This is a genomic window from Psychrobacter sp. SC65A.3, from assembly GCF_025642195.1.
In the GTDB taxonomy this organism is placed as follows: domain Bacteria; phylum Pseudomonadota; class Gammaproteobacteria; order Pseudomonadales; family Moraxellaceae; genus Psychrobacter; species Psychrobacter cryohalolentis.
On the sequence record NZ_CP106752.1, the window covers coordinates 183174 to 204954 of the forward strand.

Sequence of the window (21781 nt, forward strand, 5' to 3'; positions counted from 1 at the left end):
AAGCAAATGGTTCAGGCGATATGTGCAGTACATTGATTGTCTGTTTTCTTGATATCATTTTGTTCGTTTATTTATTCGTTTCATAAAAGGAAAAGCCATGACCGCTAGCACCGCAACAGAAACCTTACTTCATAAAGGCAGTGGTTTACAAGTCGTGGTCGGTTTGGGGCAGTCGGGGTTATCGGTCGCGCATTATTTGGCCGAGCAAGGCTACCAAGTTGCCGTCACTGACAATCAGGAAAATCCTGCGTTAGCGGATAAGCTACCTGCTACTATTGATATCAGGCAGTTTGGTGCGATCGATGCCGAATTATTACAACAAGCGGCACGGATTATTATCAGCCCTGGTATCTCTTTAGATAATGTCGCCATTGCCGCGGCACGAGCTGAAAATATTCCAGTGGTCAGTGATATTCAGCTATTTTGTGAGGCTTGTACGGTACCAATCGTTGCGATTACAGGTTCAAATGCCAAGAGCACCGTTACGACACTGGTCGGACAAATGGCGGCAGATGCAGGCATCAATGTTGGCGTAGGCGGTAATATTGGTGTGCCAGCGCTGAGCCTACTGAGTAATAAAGAGATGGAGCTGGCGGTTATAGAGTTATCCAGCTTTCAGTTAGAAACGGTCACCAACTTAGGAGCGCAGGTCGCGACAGTCCTCAATATGTCGCCTGATCACTTAGATCGTCATGGCGATATGCTCGGCTATCACCAAGCCAAACATCGTATCTTTCAAGGCGCCAAATCAGTAGTGATTAATCGAGAAGATGCCTTGACGCGGCCACTGGTATCAGACAGTTTGCCAAGATTGAGTACTGGTATCCATGCGCCTAACAAGGGACATTATGGACTTATTACGGATACCGCCGGACAGACTTATTTGGCACGCGGCACAGAGCGTCTAATATCGGCAGACAAACTCAAGATAAAAGGGCGTCATAACCTGCTCAATGCCCAAGCAGCGTTGGCATTGGGCGAGCTTGCTGGTTTGCCGCTTGAAAGTATGCTCATTACTTTGCAGCAGTTTGCAGGGCTTGAACATCGCTGCCAATATGTCTCTACAGTCGCTGGTATTGATTATTTTAATGACTCTAAAGGCACTAATATTGGCTCAACTATGGCGGCTGTTGAAGGTTTAGGTGCAGTCTATGCGCCAAAAGACGGTAAGCTGCTATTAATATTGGGCGGTCAAGGTAAAGGTCAGCAGTTTGGTGAACTTTCGCCCTTTATCAATCAATATGTGAGTCAAGTGCTTTTTATTGGTGAAGACGGTAAGCAGATTGAGCAGCATTTACGCGCAGCGGGTCTCAGCGATGAGGTCAGCCTGCATCAATGTCAGACATTAGAAAATGCTTTTGCGACGATTGAGCAAGTAACAGCAAGTAGTTTGTCGCAAGTACAGGCGGTATTATTGTCACCTGCTTGTGCAAGCTTCGATCAGTTTGATGGGTTTGTCGCGCGCGGCGAGCACTTTAGTCGGCTCGTTAAACAATTGGATGTTGTGTCTTAAAGGTTTCGATCATAAACGGCAAAACCCAAGCATCTATATCGTCGTATTTAGTCTTATAAAGCGCCTTGTTACAATATTATGTGACCTGCGCTTTATAATCGTAAACACGACAAGCATTTTCTGGATAAATGATTGTTTTGCTTATAAATTGCTGCTACTGTCAAAGACAAGCATTATGGTCAGGAATTACAGGCTGTAGCAGAGACAGTGAATACTTTGATGAGTATTCATTGAAGGTTTTCTAAACGACACTGTGTTGCTTATGCGCAACTTTTTAGTCAAGTCTATTTAACAATATCTCTTTTTAATTTTTAAACGGTGGCGTTGCATAAACGCCGTGTTTTTTCGTTTGCTAGTGTATATAAAATTATGGCGCTCTCTTCTCTCTTTCGTTCTTCTTTTCAATCTCGACAACCTAACGGTTCAGATGGCGTTTTATCTATGCCATCTGCGCGTGCGATTTTATTATCTAGTGTTGGCTGTATGTTGGTGCTGAGCCTATTAATGGTGGCTTCGGCGTCTATTCCCTTTGCGCTCAGTCGCGGCATGACAGAGCTAAAATTTTTTTATAATCAGCTTCTATACATGGGCATTGGACTGGCTATCGCAGCGGTTTCTTATCGGGTTGTATCCTTAAAGACCTTATATAAGACCGAAACCCAATTTATACTCTTAGCCATTACGGGAGCCTTGCTATTTGCGACCTTATTTAGCACGCCCATTAATGGCTCGAAGCGCTGGTTAACCTTAGCAGGATTCAACTTCCAGGTAGCAGAGCTTGCAAAGCTTGTAATGATTATATTTGTCTCAGATTTTGTCGTACGGCGCTCATTCGAAGTTCGTAACGGTTGGGATGGCTTTTTAAGGATTGCGTTAGTGGTTGGGATGATAACCTTCCTATTATTAGCGCAGCCAGATTTTGGCTCCTTTGTGGTTATTATTGGTATGGTCTTTGCGATTTTTTATATTGCTGGTGCTCCTTATAAACAATTTATCGCTTTGGGTGCGGTCGCTGTCGGCGGCGCAGTATTAATGGTTGCGACGGTACAGTACCGATTGGTACGAGTGATGTCTTTTCTAGACCCATTTGATGATGTGCAAGATACGGATTATCAGTTGGCACGCAGTTTAATTGCCTTTGGCCGTGGACAGTTTACTGGTGTTGGGTATGGTGAAAGCGTGCAAAAACTGTCGCATTTGCCGGAAGCGCATACCGATTTTTTATTAGCCATTACGGGTGAAGAATTGGGTTTCGTTGGGGTGACGATGATTCTAATACTTGAAGCGTTGATTATCGGTAGTGCCATGCGTATCAGTTATACCGCTCTAAAGCGTCGGCAGATGCGCATGAGCTATACTGCTTTTGGCATTGCAGTGGTATTTATTGCACAGACCATTATCAATGCTGCAATGAATATGGGTGCAATTCCGACTAAAGGTTTGACAATGCCTTTCTTTAGTTATGGTGGCTCATCAATGCTGATTAGCTTAGTGATGGTGGCGGTACTACTAAAGATTTATAAAGAAAGTCCTGAGATTGAAAAAAGCCAATGTCGCTATTACTAATTGGTATTTTTGATTTAAAGAAGCGTCGCTTATAGCGGCGTTTTTTTGTTAAATAGTGGGCATATTTAAAGACTGCCTACCTTGTAATGGCGTGTTATCCCATTGAGCAATTGCTTGATTTAGCATACGCTCTGGCGAGTCATGCTCGACTGGTAACTGCCCTAATAGCTTTAACGCATACGCAAGTAATTTACTTGGATGACGAGTATCGATAGGCTGCGCAAGATTTTGCTTGGAAAGTTTTTGACCATCTGAATTGCATATCAAGGGCAGATGATACCAATGACTGATCGTCGGTAAGCGTGCTGCTTGCATGATACTGATTTGAGCAGTCGTCATCGGTAAGATGTCCAAACCACGCATGATATGGGTGACTTGCTGTAGTCCATCATCAAGACTTGCCGCCAAAATATAATTAATCATGCCATCTTGACGTCGAGCCACCATGTCCCCTAAAGTTTGCTGCGGATTATCCCACTGTATGCCCTGGATACCATCATTAAATCCAATACAGTAATCTGGCAGCTGTATACGCAGTTTATGTTGTGTAGGACTTAAATCCTCCTCAATACAAAAACGTGGATAGCGTTGCCTATTGGGCTGTAGATCACTATCTGCTTTTCTATTATCGTTAATAGACAAGTCAGTGGATAATTTTACATCATTAAGCGCTATTTGTTGTTCTTGCTGTGTCCAATAATGCTCTAAACGCTTACGTGAGCACTGACAGCCATAAGTCAAAGGACTTAATACTGAACAGACATAATCATTATAAATATCAATGCGCTCAGATTGAAAAATAACATCGTCATCCCAGTTGAGCCCAAGCGCCTCTAAATCTATCAAAATTTGCTCGGTAAACTGTCTGTCACAACGTTCGGTGTCCGTATCTTCGATACGTAATAACCATTTGCCACCGAGTGATTTGATATGACAAAAGCTAGCAAGCGCGGTCGTTAACGAACCTAGATGCAGCTCACCTGTGGGTGAAGGCGCAAAACGGCCGATAGGCTGCGTCAATTCAATATTGGTTGGCATAGGTTTTTCTGACTTAGACGGGGTAAACGTTTTCAACATAGACAGTTATTGTAAAATGACTGGAGAGATAAATAGAATAAACAATCCCATTATAAAAAGATATTTAACAAATACGCTTATTTTGTTGGTGACTCGTCAACCTGCGTAAAGCATATTTATAAAACGCAACGAGCGACCAATCAATGGTCGCTCGTCGTTATTGTCATGCTTAATCAAAATGGCTTCAGTTCACTATATCTTGTATTTAGCAAACCTAAGCGCTTTTAGGTATGACCTTGGTTTTGGCGTTCTTTAATCTCAGACAATGTTTTGCAATCAATACACTGAGTTGCTGTTGGACGTGCTTCAAGACGACGCAAACCAATCTCTACGCCACAGGTTTCACAAAAGCCATAATCATCATTTTCTATTTCTGAGATAGACTTGTCGATTTTGCGAATAAGCTTACGTTCGCGGTCACGTGTACGCAAAGTTAGCGCAAACTCTTCTTCTTGAGTGGCGCGATCATTGATGTCTGGCATGGCGCTCGACTCATCTTGAATATAAGTCTTAGTGCGATCCGCTTCACCGATAAGCTGATGCTTCCAGTCTAATAACATTGCCTTAAAATGTGCCAACTGCTCATCAGACATATACTCTTCGTCTTTGGCAGGTGCATAAGGCGTAAACTTAACATCACTTGGATTCGTGGTCAGGGTGCTCATATGGGTATCCTACTTTTTCAAATTAATTCAATAAAACGTGCTGTCAAAAGACCAGACGTTATCAATTTACCAAACGCTATAAATTTTCCCTTTATAAAACGTTTTACCACTTAGTAACACAGCTGATCTGATTAAAATGTTTGTCTCAATATGCTGATAATGACGTATCAATGGTCAAGTATATTGTCATAAATATTTATATTTAAATGGTTATGCCTAAATAAAATAATAAGTCACTGACTGTGAACACTTAAATTGTGGTCGATGTAGCCATCCTAGCTATTATAATATTGCCTAATGATATATTAAACTGTTGTGATTTTTATCACTATTTATCGTTTGTAATGCTGTCTTCAAAATATAGCTCTCAAGACAAAAAGGCGATTAGTTATATTGATATCAACCTATACTGTGCCAGCCATTCTATAACGAATCAAGCAAAATCAGCGAACAATATAGCCGACAGGCTCAAAGCACCATTATAGTCAGACAAGTAAACAATTCTAGTCAATAAAACTGGTCGTCAAGTATCTAGTCTTTCAACCCAGCTTGCAACCTTTCCATTGTTGGCTAATTGCAACCAACGGTACCCTGGGCGCATATTTTTATCGTAGGCAAAATTGTCTTCAAACGGCTTAAATTGATAGCAGGTAGAAGGAGTGCTATATACAGTAACACCTTGATGATGGCGTGTTTGCTCTTGATGGGTATGTCCATTGATAATAACGCTAAGATTTTCAAAAGGGGTTATATGCTGCCAGAACTCCTTTGCATTCTCTGCCATATGGCTATCAATCCATTCGGAATCTACGGGCAATACATGATGATGGAGCGCGATGAGCGCGGGCTTAGCACAAGATGCTAGCTGCTCACGTACCCAATCAATGTCGGTCGCTGTAATCTCGCCTTCTACTTTGCCAGTAATCGATGAGTCTAGTAAAAGCAGCTGCCAATGCTCAGATTCAATCAAATGACGGCTAAGCAAACGTGGGTCAGAAGCCCTCGCAATCAGCGTCCGTTGGTAAAAAGGTAAATCCTCACCCATCTCATCAGTCACGTCATGATTGCCAGCAATACAGGCAAAAGGAATGCCCGTCTCCTTCAATACTGTAAAAATATGGTCATAAATAGCAGGCTCTACTTTATTGACCAAATCGCCTGTTACAATAATTAAATCACACCGTATCTCTTTGCTCAATGCTTGCTTGATAATTGCCTCAAAACTATATTGGCAAACAGCGACTTCACTACTGGTTTCATCAGCAGAAGCCGGCACATGTGATGATAGATGCAAATCAGTGATTTGCAATACATTCACCTGTCCGTCTGGCGTGCTGACGGCACTCACAGGATAGCTTGGCATTAAATTTTGTCCCTTATCGAAGACTAACAATGAACACTTTTAGGATATTCAGATAATTAAATGCACTATGGCAGCTCACCTGATTTCTCAATGTCGTTTTTATAGAGCGCATTTTAGACTGCTGATAAGAAGGGTGTTCCCTCTTGCGTAAAGCGCCATTAACTATCATATTGATAGCATTAGTGAAATTTTACAACATTAAACGTATGAAAGCTTTAGCAATTTTAATGAAATAAAGTTGTGCAAGGGAAAGAGATATTTGAGAGCATTACTAATGGCTATAGTGTGTTATGGCAAATAGCCTACCTTCTAACGGCGTGACGACCAAAACTTTGCCAATATGGATTTTGATGTGGTCAGTTTTGAGATGATTAAAGCGGTAAAGAACAAACTGGCTAAGACCAAGACGATAGAGAGTCCAGTTTGGATATCAAGCCAAATACTACCCCATACACCGAGTGTCACACCAAGTTGTGCTGTAAATAGGGCGATAATCACCATCTGTTTTGGTGATGCTGACCACAGGCGGGCAGTAAGAGCTGGCAATACCAATAAGCCGCTGATCAATAAGCTGCCAACAGCTTGCAAAGCGATGGCACAGAACCCTGCTAATACGCCCATAAAAAACAGACGTTGGCGAGTAGGGTTAATGCCTTGTATACGTGCCAAAGCTTCATGGGTTGCCAATTTAATTTGGGCAGGCCATATGTAAATAAGCAATGCCAAACCGACCAATACGCTGCCAGCAATTAAGGGCAAATCTGCCCAATCAAGCTCAAGCAAGTTACCAAACAAGAACCCTAAGACGTTTGCTTGCTGATCGGTTAGTTGGGTTAAAGTTAATAGTCCCAGACACAGTAAGGATACGGCAACCACTGCTAGTACAGCATCGGCTGGTAAGCGTTCATCATCCATAAATACCAGTCCCAATACCACCAGCACGCTGACCAATGCAATACCGATACCCATTGGCATCTGCCACCATACCGCCAGTGCCACACCTAGTAATGTCCCATGTGCTAATGCATCAGCGAAAAAAGCCATACGTCGCCACAACACCAAACATCCTAAAGGTGCTGAAAGCAATGCTAAAATACTACCGGCAATCCAAGCAGGCGCAATAATGGCTAACCAAGCACTCATAATACATATCCGTAAATTTTTATAAAAAAGGGTGTCAGGTCGTTTTTGATTTAAGTCATTTGATTTTTATTATATCTAGCTTGGTGCGTGATGCTCGCAGGCATGCGGCTGATGGACATACGGTTGCTCGTAATGATGACCGAATAGCTTTTGAAACTCACTGCTGATGGCAAGCTCACTCGGTTGACCTTCACAGCAAATATGCTTATTCAAGCAAATCACTCTTCGACTGCCTTTCATGACCCAGTGCAAATCATGCGAGACTACTAACATAGCACAGCGTAAAAATTCCGGTAGTTCATCAATAAATTGATACAACCAAACCTCCGTTTCAGGATCAAGACCTTGCATCGGCTCATCTAAAATCAATAAGTTGGGCTTATCTAATAACGCCCGTGCCAATAATACCCGTTGAGTTTCACCGCCAGAGAGGTGCAGCATCTGCCGCGAGAGTAAATGGGTCAATGATAATTTATCAAATATAAACTGCCGCTGCTCTGCCGTAAGGCGTTTTTTACGGGCTTGCGCTAAAAGGTCGCTGACACGTAATGGCAGTATTGGTGGCACAGAAAATCGCTGCGGCACATAGCCTATCTGTAAAGGCTCAGAAGGCGTGACCTGTCCAGATGTTGGTACAATCAGTCCCAAAATAAGCTTAACCAGCGTCGACTTGCCCGCACCATTGGGACCAATAACGCTTACCGTCTCATTGACTGCAATGTCAATATTAATATCAGACAGTAAACGTTGTTGACCAATATAGTAGCTGACATTGCTTAGGTTCAGCAGCTTACTTGTATTATTCATCAGATGACCGCGCATATGGATAGGGAATAGGTTTAAATATAACAGTAATTTAAATTTTTACTGACAGGCTTGGCAACGACCGCTCAGCTCAATCACACTACGAGCAACGGTAAAGCCGATATCTTCTTCAGCAAAGCTCATCATCTCTTGCACAGGTAAGCTGCTACACTCTTGTACGCGTTGACACTGCTCACAAATTAAAAAGGCTGCCGTATGATGAGCGCGTGGATGACAGCAAGGTACATAAGCATTGATAGAGGTCAGTTGATGAATCAAACCTTCGCTCAATAAAAACTCTAAACTGCGATATACAGTTGGCGGTGCGACATTTTTCGTGCCCTCAAGCTCACTGTCATTATCTAAGAGTCGCATTTGCTGTAACTGAGTGATTAAATCATAAGCGCCCACTGGTTTATTGGCTTGCAATACCAGCGTATATATCTGCTGCCGTAAGAGGGTAAAACGCACACCTCGCATACGAGACTGCTCTTTTGCTGCTTCTAGACGCTCGGTCACATCCTGTGGCGTAAAATCTTGCACGTCATGGGCATGCTCACAGTTCGATGAAGTGGTCGGCATAGCACAAACTCCCAAAAGCATTTTCAAGAAATGCAGAAAGCATTCGGTTTTAATTAAATTCCGCACAGTATAACGGTAAATGGCTATAGCAATACGTAGATTTGCCAAACCTTACTATTACTTTTAGTCAACATCGCTTTTGTAGGTTGGACTGCGGTTAGCAAAAACAGAATAGCTGAAATGCAAAATAAAAGTAGGATTTCATTATGTTATAGTATAACATAATGATTGGAAATTTAATATATTAAAGATATTGCAGTTCAATGACTTAATAGGATCAATAACGCATGATTGCCAATGCTCATAAAGCCACGCCGATTGTAGATAACAGCTTAAACGTTCAAGAAAAGAACCTTTTGCATAAGATGCAGCAATTAACACAGCAGTACTTCTTAATAGGTAGCTTGTTGATGTTAGGGTTTTTGGCGTTACCAGCTCAAGCGGCAACGGTGAGTGTGAGTAATTATCCATTATTTTTGTTAAGCCAAGCAGTTACTGAAGGCGCACCCCCTGCCAAGCAATTATTACAAGCAGGGGAGGTTGGGCATCATGGTAGTATCAGCCCCGGCGATATCAAAGCGATTCAGGACAGTACCTTTGTGGTTTGGTTTGGTGAGTCACTAGAAAATAACTTGGCAGCAAATTTAAACGACGCGCCTAACTCTATCGCTTTATTTAAGTTTGATGCTTTTAATCGCCATCCTTTGCGTGATATCAAAGGCAAGCCTATCGCTGGCACGCTTGATCCACATATTTGGTTGGATCCTAACAACGCCAAAGCCATTACCCGTGCGCTTGCCGTCATACATAGTCATGCCAATCCGCAATATAAAAAACTTTATCATGCCAATGCACAAAAATTTGCCCAGCGTATGGATGCAGCAGTGGCAAACAGTAGTGCTAAACAAAAACCTTTGCCGTATTGGGCTTATCATGATGCTTATCAATATATGGAAAACAGCATCAACCTACAGCTCATCGGCAGCTTAAGTACTGACGATCATTTAGCACCAAAAGCCAGTCAATTACTCTGGCTTAACGAGCAGCGCCCCGCTAAGAAAATGTGTCTGGTCAGTCCAAGTGCGCCTGCCAAAGGTTTACTTGCCAAGTTACAGCCCGTTCAAGACACCGTTCAGGCAGAAGATATGAGTAATAGTAAAGACTTTGTCAGTGGGTGGCAAACGATGGCACAGCAAATTCGCCAATGTATATCATAATGGACTTATTAGAATAAGTGATTGAAACTGTTAATTAAGAATCCCTAAAGACTGTGATATAGTGCCGGTCAAAGACTGGTTATCTACGCTTAAGTATCTGAATTATTGATGATTGAGCTAGGTGACTGATAAAAGGTATATTTTACTTGCTTAAAAGGGGCTCGCTCCCTATAATAAGTGGCGTTTAATTTTGGTTAAAAGGTAACATCTGTAGAGTGAGCCATTCACGGATAATAGTGTCGCGATGATATTAGATAGCGATATAATCCAAATGTTTAAGGCTATAGGAATACCGATGACCAAGCCTGCCAAACGCACACAAAAAGATAAAATTGGTATTTATATCAAACGTCAAGCATGGATACTGTTTATCCTTATTATTATTGCTTGGCTTGTAGATACGATGTGGCTGCACAGTGCGCTAACCGTTGCAAAAAGCACCGCTATTGGTGCCTTGCTAAGTTTTGCCACACAAGCGGTCTTTGCCTTTTTTATCTTTTGGTATACCGGTTATCGCGCGCGCTTACATATTGTTAGCCAGCTTTATCGGGGTCAGATGGCCAAATGGCTATTGACTGTGTTTGGTTTCGCACTAATTTTTATTACCGTACAACCCCTATCTGCGCCAGCGCTGTTTATCGGTTTTATGGTAATGCAAATTAGTCACAGTTGGATGTTGTGGCATATACGCTAGTGTTAATAAATGATAACTATATACATAGTTACAGTATTCATTGCGCTTAGCAAGTCACCCTGCCGTCCAGCTTCTCTATGACTGATTTTAGAAAGTCGAAGCATAATAATTGTCTTAGGACAGTACCAACTATCGTGATATGAGCGTTTGATATAAGGTAGCGTGCAGTAATGTGCGGGTAGGGGAACGCGAAATGAGCGTTTACTACTATTTATAATTAAATTCTTACAATTTAATTATAGATGCGAAGCAACGGTGTTAAACGCCACTAGCAGCTAACTTATTCATACAGCGGATAAAAAAGTCACAATTGACTTTACACGAATACAACCCTGCATTAATATATGCAGCTAAATATTTTACTTAACAGCGCTGTATTAAGCGTCGACTGTCAAAACACAGTGATAATAAGTAAACATATACATAAGAATTTTGCGTACACATGTAAAGGGCTATTACTGAACTATCATAAGCCCTTTTTTGATAGCTAAAATTTATCTTACGCTATCAAATCAGCATGAGTCATAGAACTATGGGTTGGATGTTATTGGTTACATGAGCGTGTTAGCATGAGTCATTTGCTTGCTTTGTTGCAAGGCAGATAAACATACTAAAATCTCATCAGATGACAACCATATTTTTGGTAGTTGATTAAATCGTTGATTAATAAGAAGCTGACATTATGGCAGGCGAGCAAACAACAACAGAATATATCTCTCACCACTTAACGAACTGGACGTACGGCTATCTGCCGGGCGAAGGTTGGAAAGTTGCTTATAATGCTGAAGAAGCTAGTGCAATGGGCTTTAAAGCTATCCACCTTGATTCTATGCTTTGGTCAATTGGTCTAGGCATTGTTTTCTGTGCCATCTTTTGGATGGTCGCTAGGAAAGTCACTTCAGGCGTGCCGGGTAAAACTCAGGCTGCGGTTGAGATGATCGTTGAGTTCGTTGATAACAACGTTCGTGATTCGTATAGCGGTACCTCAAAGCTGATTGCGCCTCTGGCGTTGACTATCTTTGTATGGATATTCTTAATGAACTTGATGGATTTACTACCCGTCGACTTTATCCCTATGATTGCTGGCCAAATCGGCGCACTGATGGGACATGATCCACATCATGTGTACTTTAAGATTGTTCCAACCACGGATCCTAATATCACGCTTGGCATGTCTTTTTCTGTCTTTATACTGATTCTATTTTATAGTATCAAAGAAAAAGGTTTGGGCGGCTTTGTTGGCGAGCTAACACTGCATCCGTTTAGTGCCAAAAACCCTATCGTACAAATTATTTTAATACCCATCAACTTTATCTTAGAGTTTGTTACTTTGATAGCGAAACCTATCTCTTTAGGTTTACGACTATTCGGTAACATGTATGCTGGTGAGTTGATTTTCATACTGATTGCCTTAATGCCGTTTTGGATTCAATGGGCGTTATCAGTACCGTGGGCTATTTTCCACATCTTAATTATTACACTTCAAGCGTTCGTATTTATGATGCTGACGATAGTTTATATGTCACTTGCATCATCAACTGAACATTAATTAGACATTCAATAGGTAAATGAGGATACATCCATGGATCCAGTATTAGGTGGTTACACAGTTATCGCAGTAGCACTACTTATCGGTTTAGGTGCACTAGGTACAGGTATTGGTTTTGCTATTCTAGGTGGTAAATTCCTAGAAGGTGTTGCGCGTCAGCCAGAACTTGGTTCACAGTTGCAAACTCGTATGTTCATCGTAGCAGGTCTTCTTGATGCTATTCCGATGATCGGTGTTGGTATTGCTATGCTATTGTTGTTCGCTAACCCTCTAGCAGGTTAATCAGAAAGCTCAGTTGTAAATGTTTGGTAGTCAAATTTTGTATCTTAACCATAGCCAAAGTTTGGCTATCAAATATGATCAATGAAACTGATTTTTCATTAACAAAGAGGTGATCACGTGAATATCAATTCTACCCTCATCGGTCAAGCCATTGCTTTTGCAATCTTTGTGATGTTCTGCATGAAATTCGTGTGGCCACCACTTATCGGCGCAATTAATGACCGTCAGCGTAAAATTGCTGAAGGCTTAAATGCCGCAGAAAAAGCAAAAGCAGATTTGGCGACCGCGGAGCGAGATGTACAGCAGGAGCTTGATCTTGCAAAGACTAAAGCTGCTGCTCTGATCGAGCAAGCAAATAAAAGCGCCAATCAACTTGTTGAAGATGCAAAATCGCAAGCCCAAGTGGAAGGCGAGCGCATTCGTCAACAAGCGCAAGCCTCTATCGACCAAGAAATCAATCAAGCACGTGAATCATTACGTGCCCAAGTTGCTGAATTGGCGGTACTTGGTGCAGAAAAGATTTTGCAAGACAAAGTCGATGTGCAAAAACATGCCAGCATGTTAGACCAACTGGCGGCGAAGCTGTAATTGTGAGGATATAATGGCTGACTTATCAACCTTAGCACGACCGTACGCTAAAGCCGCGTTTGACTATGCCAATGAAAACGGGGCAGTAAATGAGTGGGAAGACTTCTTATTTGTTGCCGCCACCGTTGTCAATGACAAGTCGTTCAGTACTTGGCTAGACAATCCAGCTGTTTCTGCTGAGCATAAGTCAGCTGCTTTGGTCGATCTTTATGATACGCAAGTAGCTAGCGCTAATGATTCTGCTTTTAAGCAGTTATTAGATGCAAATAAAGGGGTTCGCCCTGACAGCAACGCCAGCTATCCAAAAGTATCAGTAGCATTTAGTAACTTCGTTAAACAGTTATCAGAACAAGAGCGTCTGGCGCTGCTTCCTGAAGTTTATGAGCATTATCGCCGTCACAAGGCAGTAAGCTTAAAGCAGCTTGACGCTTATGTGACCTCTGCTTATCCATTAACCGATGATCAGCGTGATATGCTACAAGCACGTCTTGCTGCTTCGCTAAATGCTAGCGTAGTGATTCATGAATCGGTGGATGCCAGTCTTTTGGCAGGCGTTACGATCAAAGTCGGTGACAAAGTCATCGATGATTCGATGCGCGGCAAGTTACAACAGTTAAAAACACAGCTAACGGCCTAATGCCAATCATTAACGTAGCTTAAGTAAGCATGCGTGATATAAGAGCATTTACGTCAGTGGCGGGTTATCATAAATTAAAGGAAACAAGGCAATGCAACAATTGAATCCAGCGGAAATCAGTAACCTGATTAAGCAGCGCATTCAAGACCTTGATGCGGGTGCAACTGCAAAGAATGAAGGCACGATTGTCAAAGTATCTGACGGTATCGTGCAGATTCATGGTCTTGAAGATGCCATGTACGGCGAAATGATTGAGTTTGAAGGTGAAGTCTATGGAATGGCGCTCAACTTAGAGCGTGATTCTGTTGGCGCAGTAGTACTGGGTGACTTCCTAAAACTACAAGAAGGTCAAAAAGCCTATTGTACTGGTCGTATCCTTGAAGTTCCGGTAGGTCCTGAGTTGCTAGGCCGTGTTGTTGATGCTTTAGGTAACCCTATTGATGGCAAAGGTCCTATTAATGCCAAAATGACTGACAAAGTTGAGAAGATCGCCCCAGGCGTTATCGATCGTCAGTCAGTTGATCAGCCAGTAATGACAGGTTATAAGTCTGTTGATACTATGATTCCAATCGGTCGTGGTCAGCGTGAGCTTATCATTGGTGATCGTCAGACGGGTAAAACCGCGATGGCTATCGATGCGATCATTGCACAGAAATCATCTGGTATTAAGTGTGTCTATGTTGCAATCGGTCAGAAACGTTCTACCATTGCCAACGTTGTACGTAAGCTTGAGCAAACTGGCGCCCTTGAATATACGACTGTTGTAGTAGCGTCAGCATCAGAGCCAGCAGCACTACAATATATCGCACCGTACTCAGGTTGTACGATGGGTGAATACTTCCGTGACCGCGGCGAAGATGCACTGATTGTATTTGATGATTTATCAAAGCAAGCAGTAGCGTATCGTCAGATCTCACTACTATTACGCCGTCCGCCAGGTCGTGAAGCGTATCCTGGTGATGTATTCTATTTACACTCACGTTTACTTGAGCGTGCATCACGCGTAAATGCGGCGTATGTAGAAAAATTCACCAATGGTGAAGTGGTCGGTAAAACAGGTTCTTTAACTGCTCTACCTATCATTGAAACCCAAGCAGGTGACGTATCTGCATTTGTACCGACTAACGTGATTTCAATCACTGATGGTCAGATTTTCTTAGAGTCAAGCCTATTCAACTCAGGTATCCGTCCGGCTGTGAACGCTGGTATTTCGGTATCACGTGTTGGTGGTGCGGCTCAGACTAAGATTATTAAGAAACTGTCTGGTGGTATCCGTACCGCACTGGCTCAGTATCGTGAACTTGCAGCATTCGCTCAGTTTGCATCAGATCTTGATGATGTAACTCGTGAACAGCTTGACCACGGTGAGCGTGTGACTGAATTGATGAAGCAAAAACAGTATCAGCCAATGTCAATCTCTGAGCAAGCCGCTGTTATCTATGCGTCAAACGAAGGTTTCTTAGCAGACGTACCAGTTGAAAAAATCGGTTCTTTTGAAGAAGCTTACTTACGCTACATGCATGATGAGCAAGCTGACTTAATGAAAGAGATTGATGACACTGCGAATTATAACGATGATATCGCAGGTCGTTTAAAATCGTCTTTAGAGACTTTTAAACAAAATCACAGTTATTAATTTAACGGGTTAAGCCAGTTTTGTTGTGGCTTTAGTGTTAGAGCTTATGGAGTGGCGCGTTGTCTGATAAGCTTTTTATTAAGACAGCAGCGCCACTTTAGTCACAACTCATGGTATATGGTTGCGTCATGCCACAAGATATTAAAACATTTAAACAATGATGCAATGCTAAATGGTACATTGTGAATGAGAATACCGTTTTATATTGAAATATTGTTGCATGCGCCAATGCTTTTTTAACCCTCTTATATTGGAATCATTATGGCAAACTTAAAAGAAATACGTGCCAAAGTCACCAGTATTCAAAGCACCCAGAAAATTACTCGCGCTATGCAAATGGTAGCCGCCAGTAAAATGCGCCGTGCCCAAGAGCGCATGGAAGTGGGTCGCCCGTATGCTGATAGTATGCGCCGGGTTATTTCGCATTTGGTGCATGCCTCATCCGATTATAAACATCCGTATATGGTAAGCCGTCCAGTCAATAGAGTTGGCTATATTGTCATCACATCTGACCGTGGTCTAGCGGGTGGTTTGAATATCAACTTATTCAAAGCCTTATCTAAGAATATCCAGAAATACCAAGAGCAGTCTGTACAAGCTGAATTTGCTGTCATTGGCGCTAAAGGTGTCAGCTTCTTTAAAAGCTTTGGTGGTAAAGTCACCTCAGCCGTAACTGATTATGGTGATAAACCTACTTTTGAGCAGATAAATGCGCCAGTTCAAGCAATGCTTGACGATTATACTAACGGTAAAATAGACCGCATTTATGTGGTTTATAATAAGTTTGTCAATGCAATGACCCAAAAGCCAACGGTCAATCAGTTGGTACCTTTACCAGAGAGTGCATTTGGTGAAGAAGAGAGTGGCATTCAGACAGAACTTAGTTGGGATTATATCTACGAGCCTGATATTAAAACATTGATTGATGAATTGCTTGGACGTTACATTGAGTCTATCGTCTATCAAGCGGTAATGGAAAACATTGCCTCTGAGCAGTCCTCACGTATGGTTGCGATGAAAGCGGCGACAGATAATGCTGGCGACCTAATTAACGATTTACAGTTGGTTTATAACAAGCTGCGTCAAGCGGCGATTACCCGAGAAATATCGGAAATCGTTGGCGGTGCTGCTGCTGTTTCATAATTGAAACCCTTTATAAAACCCAATATATACAGAATTTCCAGGAGAACGCAATGAGTAGCGGTCGTATTGTACAGATTATTGGCGCGGTTCTTGACGTTGAGTTCAACCGTAATGAAGTACCTAAGATTTTTGATGCTTTGCTAGTTGATGGCACCGAAACTACTTTAGAAGTACAGCAACAGCTGGGTGATGGCATCGTACGTACGATTGCTATGGGTTCTACTGAAGGACTCAAGCGCAACCTTCCAGTTACCAATACTGGTGGCCCAATTTCTGTGCCAGTTGGTATCGGTACGCTAGGTCGCATCATGGATGTTCTTGGTCGTCCTATCGATGAAGAAGGTCCAGTACAAGCAGATGAGCGCTGGTCAATTCACCGTGAAGCGCCAAGCTATGCAGAACAATCAAACAGTACTGAGCTGTTAGAGACTGGTATTAAAGTAATCGATTTACTTTGCCCGTTTGCTAAAGGTGGTAAAGTTGGTCTGTTTGGTGGTGCTGGTGTTGGTAAAACCGTCAACATGATGGAATTAATCAATAACATCGCGCTTAAGCACGAAGGTCTATCAGTATTTGCGGGTGTTGGTGAGCGTACGCGTGAAGGTAATGACTTCTATCACGAAATGCAAGAAGCTGGCGTTGTAAACACCGAAGACTTTAGCAAATCTAAAGTAGCAATGGTATACGGTCAGATGAATGAGCCACCGGGTAACCGTTTACGTGTTGCACTGTCTGGTTTGACCATGGCTGAGTATTTCCGTGATACGAAAGATCCTGCTACTGGCAAAGGTCGTGACGTATTGTTATTTGTTGATAACATCTACCGTTATACACTAGCCGGTACTGAAGTATCAGCATTGCTTGGTCGTATGCCATCAGCGGTTGGTTATCAGCCAACACTTGCTGAAGAGATGGGTATGCTGCAAGAGCGTATTACGTCTACGCAATCAGGCTCTATTACTTCTGTACAAGCAGTATATGTCCCTGCAGATGATTTGACGGATCCATCACCAGCAACGACGTTTGCTCACTTGGATGCAACTGTGGTACTAAGCCGTGATATCGCTTCACAAGGTATCTACCCTGCGGTTGATCCACTAGATTCAACGTCACGTCAGCTTGATCCATTGGTTATCGGTGAAGAGCATTACAACGTGGCTCGTGGTGTTCAGGAAGTTCTACAGCGCTATAAAGAACTAAAAGACATCATCGCCATCTTGGGTATGGATGAGTTATCAGAAGAAGATAAACTGGTTGTTTATCGCGCTCGTAAAATTCAGCGCTTCTTATCACAGCCATTCCATGTCGCTGAAGTCTTCACTGGCGCACCTGGTAAATATGTACCATTACGCGATACCATTGCTAGCTTTAAAGCAATCATCGCAGGTGAATATGACAGCTTACCAGAGCAAGCCTTCTATATGGCTGGCGGTATCGACGAAGTCGTTGCTAAAGCTGAAAAAATGAAGTCTTCTGCTGCGTAAGTGGTATTAGTATTCGCTAAAAAGTAGGTGTAATATAAACTTTATATCTACTCTTTAGTAACGTGTTGCGTTTTTGATCGCGCTTTGATAGTAAGGAATTAAGTATGGCAACGTTACAATGTCGCGTCGTAAGTGCTCGTGAAGAGTTGTATTCAGGCGAAATTAGCATGTTAATAGCTAGTGGTACCGAAGGCGAGATTGGTATATTGCCAGGTCACACTCCGCTTATTACTTTGCTAAAGCCAGGTGCAATGCGCGTACAAACGCCAAATGGCGAAGAAGAAGTGATTTACGTCTCAGGTGGCGTACTAGAAGTACAGCCAAAAATGGTTACCGTACTTGCTGATACTGCCATGCGTGCACACAATCTTGACGAAAGTAAAATCGTTGAAGCACGTAAGAAAGCGGAGCAAATGCTGGTCAACCAGTCTGATACCGTACAAACTAATGCTGCCTTGGCGTCATTGGCGGAATCTGTTGCTCAGCTACAGACCATCCGTAAGTATAAAAACCGTGCTTAATATTTTTTACTTGTAAGGGTAAGTATTTACTCTTGTAAGCAATCATAAAAAAACAGTCATTTATGGGCTGTTTTTTTATGGCTGTTAGTTTTATTGGATAGTGATGGTTTTTAGCTTTTAGCCAAAAAGCTACTAGCAACAACGGCAATATATGGTTATATTAAGGGTTGGAAAATAGTTTGCTAACTTATAGAGTTGAGTTGTTTTATGCGCTTTACTTAGTGATCAGGCTTATGATTGAAAGCTTTAGACATAGCGAAACGGTTATCAGCAAATAAAGTTATTTGACGCTTTTTGAATATGATAAACGGTATGATTTTTGCACGTAAAATAAAGTTTTAATGGTCGTAGTTTATAGGTTTTGTTAACGACTATAAGCTATAGTATAAGAAGCTGCAGGATTAATAGTATACTGTGCTGCCAAGTTTGTAACAGCTATATAAACAGCAGTTGCACTATTTTGTAGTGCTATTCATTTTACTGCTCTTATTTTGACTACTTTTAAATGAGATGTATTAGAGGATATAACAATGACAACGAATGATGATGACAACACCCCCCGAATTTTGATTGTTGAGGACGATGAGCGTCTGGCCATGTTGACCCAAGATTATTTGGTCAAAAACGGTCTAGAAGTGGCGATTGAAACGGATGGTAATCGCGCCATTCGTCGTATTGTCAGTGAGCAGCCAGATTTGGTTGTACTTGATGTCATGCTTCCAGGTAGCGATGGCTTGACAGTCTGTCGTGAAGTACGTCCACATTACCAAAACCCTATCTTAATGCTGACGGCTCGTACTGAAGATATGGATCAAGTATTGGGTCTTGAGATGGGCGCCGACGATTATGTTGCTAAGCCTGCTCAGCCACGTGTTTTATTAGCGCGTATTCGTGCGTTATTGCGCCGTTCAGAAAACGCCCCGTCAGAAGATGTGCCACAGCGTCTAGAGTTTGGTGAATTGGTTATCGATAATGGTGGTCGTTCAGTGAATCTAGGTGATGAGTTAGTAGATTTCACCAGTGCAGAATATGATCTACTATGGTTGCTTGCTTCTAATGCTGGACGTATCTTGTCACGTGAAGATATCTTTGAGCGTCTACGTGGTATTGAGTATGATGGTCAAGATCGCTCTATTGACGTCCGTATCTCACGCATTCGTCCAAAAATCGGTGATGATCCAGAAAACCCAAAACGTATCAAAACCGTACGTAGTAAAGGCTATCTGTTCGTAAAAGAAGGCAACTAATCGCCGACTTTTGCTATAAGTCTTGATTGTTCCTCGTTATGCAATAAGAAACCAGCGTAAAGCTGGTTTTTTAGGGTTTAAATATTAAGTTTTTAACCTTAATTGCTGCGTTATGTGGTTTAATTAAGCAATAATTTTATGTACCAGTTTAATTATCATTAAATATATATCACAGCAAATATTATCCTATAGTGGTTATAATAGGTATTATTCTATTGATAACGCTTATTCATCAGGTTGGTCACGGCACGTATGTCATTAGTCTCTTCTCTTAAACACAGTATTTTTGTTCGTATTTATGCAGGGCTATTGATAGTCTGCTTGTGTGTGGCACTATTTGCCCAGCTATTGATGGATACCATCAATAAAGAGCGCGTCCAATCTTATCGTGAAAATATGGCGACAGGGGCGTTTCATATCGTGAGTGAGGGGTTGGCTCACCAAGAAAACGAGGCGCAACGTGATTATTGGTTGTCTGATGCCAGTAGTTTGTTTGGCTCAGAATTTAAGATTGTGTCTATCGATGAGGTGGATTTTAATGCCAGCGAGCTGCGCCGTTTTGAGAAAGAAAACACGGTCGTACGCTATATCAGTCAACTGACCACTGCCGATGTCTATTATCGCCTACCAGACAATCAAGGTGTTTTGACTGCGCGTATCTCACAAGTGACTGAACAGCAAGTCAGAGCCATCGCCGTGTTTTTGCTAGATGATTTGTCCTATTATATTACTTTGTCTGATAAACGTGCACGTTTGGCACAGTTAGAAGAAAAGTTTTCATTTCCTTTAGCATTTAAAGCAGTAGCGGCGCTCAATTTGGATCCTGATCAGATGGCGCGCTTGCGCCGTGATGAGGTGGTTATCTTGTTGCAAGATACCAATACCAGTAAAAGTAACTCATCTATCAAAGTCATTGTGCCCTCTGAAATTAGTGATATGGCAATTTTGATCGGTCCAGTACCTTTGTTTAATTGGTTCCCACTAAACTTGATCGTCAGTATGATTTTGATCAGTATGTTTTTAATCAGTTTGGGAGTATATGCACTGATTTTCCCGCTTGAGCGCAAGTTACAACTGATACAGGTCGGGGTGAATGAGGTCAGTAAAGGTAATCTTGAAAGTCAAGTACAGGTGATTGGTCAAGATGAAATCGCCCGTTTAGCTGCAACCTTTAATGCCATGACTTCTCATATTAAGCGTTTGATTGAGTCGCAGCGAGAGCTAACGCGAGCGGTGTCACATGAGCTACGTACGCCCGTTGCACGTATTCGCTTTGCTGTTGATATGCTGGCAGATACTGATGATGAAGATTCGCGTTTTATGCAGCGTGACTTTATTGATGAAGATATCGAAGCGCTTAATGGCTTGATTGATGAAATTCTCACCTATGCGAAACTTGAAGAAGGCTCGCCCAAACTAGATTTGGAACCAGTCAATCTTCGAGAGCTGCTTGAGCAGATTGAGCGTGAAACCAATGCCTTGGGTAAACCGATTAAAATTGTCACCAAACTGCCAAATGCTAAAGTAGAGGCGATAGCAGATAGACGCTACTTACATCGCGTGATTCAAAATTTGGCTGGTAATGCTCTGCGTTATGCGGAGACTACGATTATCATTAGTGCTGGGGTCAAAAAGGGCAATGCTTTTGTCAGCGTTGAAGATGATGGTCACGGTATTCCAGAAGCAGATCGCGAAAAGGTCTTTATTCCATTCTCCCGCTTAGACGATAGTCGGACGCGTGCCTCAGGTGGCTATGGTTTGGGCTTGTCTATCGTATCACGCATTGCTTTTTGGTTTAATGGTCGTATGAAGGTTGATGAGAGCCGAGATCTTGGTGGCGCGCGGTTTGTGATGACATGGCCTATCAAGCCACTGACACAAATTCTAGCAGCCGATGAATTAACCCAAGATAAGAGTGAGCGTGAGTTTGATGCATAAGCATCGTTAATATACTTTTGAAATAAAACAGTGCTGTTAAGATGACTTTTACAAAGGTATAAAAACGCCTATCGAAATACTATTTCACTTGTAGCTATGTTATTTCTAACTGATCATAAATGACGCTAACAA

At 42.1% G+C, this 21781-nt stretch carries 20 protein-coding genes; 14 read left to right on the top strand and 6 right to left on the bottom strand.

Annotated features, from left to right (window positions below; all coding sequences use genetic code 11):
* The first annotated feature begins 97 nt into the window (after positions 1–97).
* Together murD and OEG80_RS00795 are read left to right on the top strand one after the other, a co-directional pair.
* Positions 98–1513, top strand: coding sequence for a UDP-N-acetylmuramoyl-L-alanine--D-glutamate ligase (gene murD / locus OEG80_RS00790; protein WP_263241293.1), 1416 nt, complete (start codon positions 98–100; stop codon positions 1511–1513).
* A gap of 441 nt (positions 1514–1954) precedes the next feature.
* Positions 1955–3079, top strand: coding sequence for an FtsW/RodA/SpoVE family cell cycle protein (locus OEG80_RS00795; protein WP_149493099.1), 1125 nt, complete (start codon positions 1955–1957; stop codon positions 3077–3079).
* Positions 3080–3127: 48 nt separating this feature from the next.
* Here OEG80_RS00795 and gluQRS read toward each other — a convergent pair whose 3' ends face one another.
* From gluQRS to OEG80_RS00825, 6 genes are all read right to left on the bottom strand, one after another.
* On the bottom strand, positions 3128–4117 hold the full coding sequence (gene gluQRS / locus OEG80_RS00800) for a tRNA glutamyl-Q(34) synthetase GluQRS (RefSeq protein ID WP_263241294.1): 990 nt from the start codon (positions 4115–4117) through the stop codon (positions 3128–3130).
* A 263-nt stretch (positions 4118–4380) separates the two neighbouring features.
* Positions 4381–4821, bottom strand: a complete 441-nt coding sequence (gene dksA, locus OEG80_RS00805; protein ID WP_011514645.1) for an RNA polymerase-binding protein DksA — start codon at positions 4819–4821, stop codon at positions 4381–4383.
* 523 nt (positions 4822–5344) lie between these two features.
* The gene (locus OEG80_RS00810; protein ID WP_263241296.1) at positions 5345–6184 is read right to left on the bottom strand and encodes a metallophosphoesterase; all 840 of its coding nucleotides are present in this window, start codon (positions 6182–6184) and stop codon (positions 5345–5347) included.
* Positions 6185–6493: 309 nt separating this feature from the next.
* Positions 6494–7327, bottom strand: a complete 834-nt coding sequence (locus tag OEG80_RS00815) for a metal ABC transporter permease (protein ID WP_263241297.1) — start codon at positions 7325–7327, stop codon at positions 6494–6496.
* A 75-nt stretch (positions 7328–7402) separates the two neighbouring features.
* On the bottom strand, positions 7403–8134 hold the full coding sequence (locus tag OEG80_RS00820) for a metal ABC transporter ATP-binding protein (protein WP_263241298.1): 732 nt from the start codon (positions 8132–8134) through the stop codon (positions 7403–7405).
* A 57-nt stretch (positions 8135–8191) separates the two neighbouring features.
* A complete protein-coding gene (locus tag OEG80_RS00825) occupies positions 8192–8713 on the bottom strand; it encodes a Fur family transcriptional regulator (protein ID WP_263241299.1) in 522 nt (173 codons plus the stop codon).
* 287 nt (positions 8714–9000) lie between these two features.
* On the opposite strand from OEG80_RS00825, the gene OEG80_RS00830 reads away from it, so the two are divergent.
* The 12 genes from OEG80_RS00830 (at position 9001) to OEG80_RS00885 (ending at position 21649) form a co-directional block, all read left to right on the top strand.
* Positions 9001–9930, top strand: coding sequence for a metal ABC transporter solute-binding protein, Zn/Mn family (locus OEG80_RS00830; RefSeq protein WP_263241300.1), 930 nt, complete (start codon positions 9001–9003; stop codon positions 9928–9930).
* 295 nt (positions 9931–10225) lie between these two features.
* Entirely contained in the window at positions 10226–10624 is a 399-nt protein-coding gene (locus OEG80_RS00835; RefSeq protein ID WP_011514639.1) for an ATP synthase subunit I, read from the top strand.
* A 682-nt stretch (positions 10625–11306) separates the two neighbouring features.
* Positions 11307–12173 (top strand): F0F1 ATP synthase subunit A, encoded by an 867-nt coding sequence (gene atpB, locus OEG80_RS00840; protein ID WP_011514638.1) that lies wholly within the window; start codon positions 11307–11309, stop codon positions 12171–12173.
* Positions 12174–12206: 33 nt separating this feature from the next.
* Positions 12207–12455 carry a F0F1 ATP synthase subunit C gene (gene atpE / locus OEG80_RS00845; protein WP_010197960.1) on the top strand — a complete coding sequence of 83 codons (249 nt, stop codon included), beginning with the start codon at positions 12207–12209 and terminating at the stop codon, positions 12453–12455.
* A 117-nt stretch (positions 12456–12572) separates the two neighbouring features.
* Positions 12573–13043, top strand: coding sequence for a F0F1 ATP synthase subunit B (locus OEG80_RS00850; protein WP_011514637.1), 471 nt, complete (start codon positions 12573–12575; stop codon positions 13041–13043).
* 13 nt (positions 13044–13056) lie between these two features.
* The gene (locus tag OEG80_RS00855; protein WP_020444434.1) at positions 13057–13680 is read left to right on the top strand and encodes a F0F1 ATP synthase subunit delta; all 624 of its coding nucleotides are present in this window, start codon (positions 13057–13059) and stop codon (positions 13678–13680) included.
* Between the two features lie 91 nt (positions 13681–13771).
* Positions 13772–15316: a F0F1 ATP synthase subunit alpha gene (gene atpA / locus OEG80_RS00860; RefSeq protein WP_011514635.1), complete on the top strand. Its 1545-nt coding sequence runs from the start codon at positions 13772–13774 to the stop codon at positions 15314–15316.
* A 261-nt stretch (positions 15317–15577) separates the two neighbouring features.
* Positions 15578–16459, top strand: coding sequence for a F0F1 ATP synthase subunit gamma (gene atpG, locus OEG80_RS00865; protein ID WP_011514634.1), 882 nt, complete (start codon positions 15578–15580; stop codon positions 16457–16459).
* Positions 16460–16509: 50 nt separating this feature from the next.
* Positions 16510–17943: a F0F1 ATP synthase subunit beta gene (gene atpD, locus OEG80_RS00870; RefSeq protein WP_011514633.1), complete on the top strand. Its 1434-nt coding sequence runs from the start codon at positions 16510–16512 to the stop codon at positions 17941–17943.
* Between the two features lie 104 nt (positions 17944–18047).
* Complete coding sequence (locus OEG80_RS00875) at positions 18048–18464, top strand: F0F1 ATP synthase subunit epsilon (protein ID WP_149493092.1); 417 nt, start codon at positions 18048–18050, stop codon at positions 18462–18464.
* Between the two features lie 530 nt (positions 18465–18994).
* Positions 18995–19711, top strand: coding sequence for a response regulator (locus OEG80_RS00880; protein WP_011514631.1), 717 nt, complete (start codon positions 18995–18997; stop codon positions 19709–19711).
* 252 nt (positions 19712–19963) lie between these two features.
* The gene (locus OEG80_RS00885; protein ID WP_020444431.1) at positions 19964–21649 is read left to right on the top strand and encodes an ATP-binding protein; all 1686 of its coding nucleotides are present in this window, start codon (positions 19964–19966) and stop codon (positions 21647–21649) included.
* Positions 21650–21781 lie beyond the last annotated feature (132 nt).

Coding starts and splice junctions, on each gene's coding strand:
- murD (WP_263241293.1), top strand. CDS start 98: ATGACCGCTAGCACCGCAACAGAAACCTTACTTCATAAAGGCAGTGGT.
- atpA (WP_011514635.1), top strand. CDS start 13,772: ATGCAACAATTGAATCCAGCGGAAATCAGTAACCTGATTAAGCAGCGC.
- OEG80_RS00795 (WP_149493099.1), top strand. CDS start 1,955: ATGCCATCTGCGCGTGCGATTTTATTATCTAGTGTTGGCTGTATGTTG.
- OEG80_RS00815 (WP_263241297.1), bottom strand. CDS start 7,327: ATGAGTGCTTGGTTAGCCATTATTGCGCCTGCTTGGATTGCCGGTAGT.
- OEG80_RS00855 (WP_020444434.1), top strand. CDS start 13,057: ATGGCTGACTTATCAACCTTAGCACGACCGTACGCTAAAGCCGCGTTT.
- dksA (WP_011514645.1), bottom strand. CDS start 4,821: ATGAGCACCCTGACCACGAATCCAAGTGATGTTAAGTTTACGCCTTAT.
- gluQRS (WP_263241294.1), bottom strand. CDS start 4,117: ATGCCAACCAATATTGAATTGACGCAGCCTATCGGCCGTTTTGCGCCT.
- OEG80_RS00810 (WP_263241296.1), bottom strand. CDS start 6,184: ATGCCAAGCTATCCTGTGAGTGCCGTCAGCACGCCAGACGGACAGGTG.
- OEG80_RS00875 (WP_149493092.1), top strand. CDS start 18,048: ATGGCAACGTTACAATGTCGCGTCGTAAGTGCTCGTGAAGAGTTGTAT.
- atpB (WP_011514638.1), top strand. CDS start 11,307: ATGGCAGGCGAGCAAACAACAACAGAATATATCTCTCACCACTTAACG.
- OEG80_RS00885 (WP_020444431.1), top strand. CDS start 19,964: ATGTCATTAGTCTCTTCTCTTAAACACAGTATTTTTGTTCGTATTTAT.
- atpG (WP_011514634.1), top strand. CDS start 15,578: ATGGCAAACTTAAAAGAAATACGTGCCAAAGTCACCAGTATTCAAAGC.
- OEG80_RS00835 (WP_011514639.1), top strand. CDS start 10,226: ATGACCAAGCCTGCCAAACGCACACAAAAAGATAAAATTGGTATTTAT.
- atpD (WP_011514633.1), top strand. CDS start 16,510: ATGAGTAGCGGTCGTATTGTACAGATTATTGGCGCGGTTCTTGACGTT.
- atpE (WP_010197960.1), top strand. CDS start 12,207: ATGGATCCAGTATTAGGTGGTTACACAGTTATCGCAGTAGCACTACTT.
- OEG80_RS00880 (WP_011514631.1), top strand. CDS start 18,995: ATGACAACGAATGATGATGACAACACCCCCCGAATTTTGATTGTTGAG.
- OEG80_RS00825 (WP_263241299.1), bottom strand. CDS start 8,713: ATGCCGACCACTTCATCGAACTGTGAGCATGCCCATGACGTGCAAGAT.
- OEG80_RS00830 (WP_263241300.1), top strand. CDS start 9,001: ATGATTGCCAATGCTCATAAAGCCACGCCGATTGTAGATAACAGCTTA.
- OEG80_RS00820 (WP_263241298.1), bottom strand. CDS start 8,134: ATGAATAATACAAGTAAGCTGCTGAACCTAAGCAATGTCAGCTACTAT.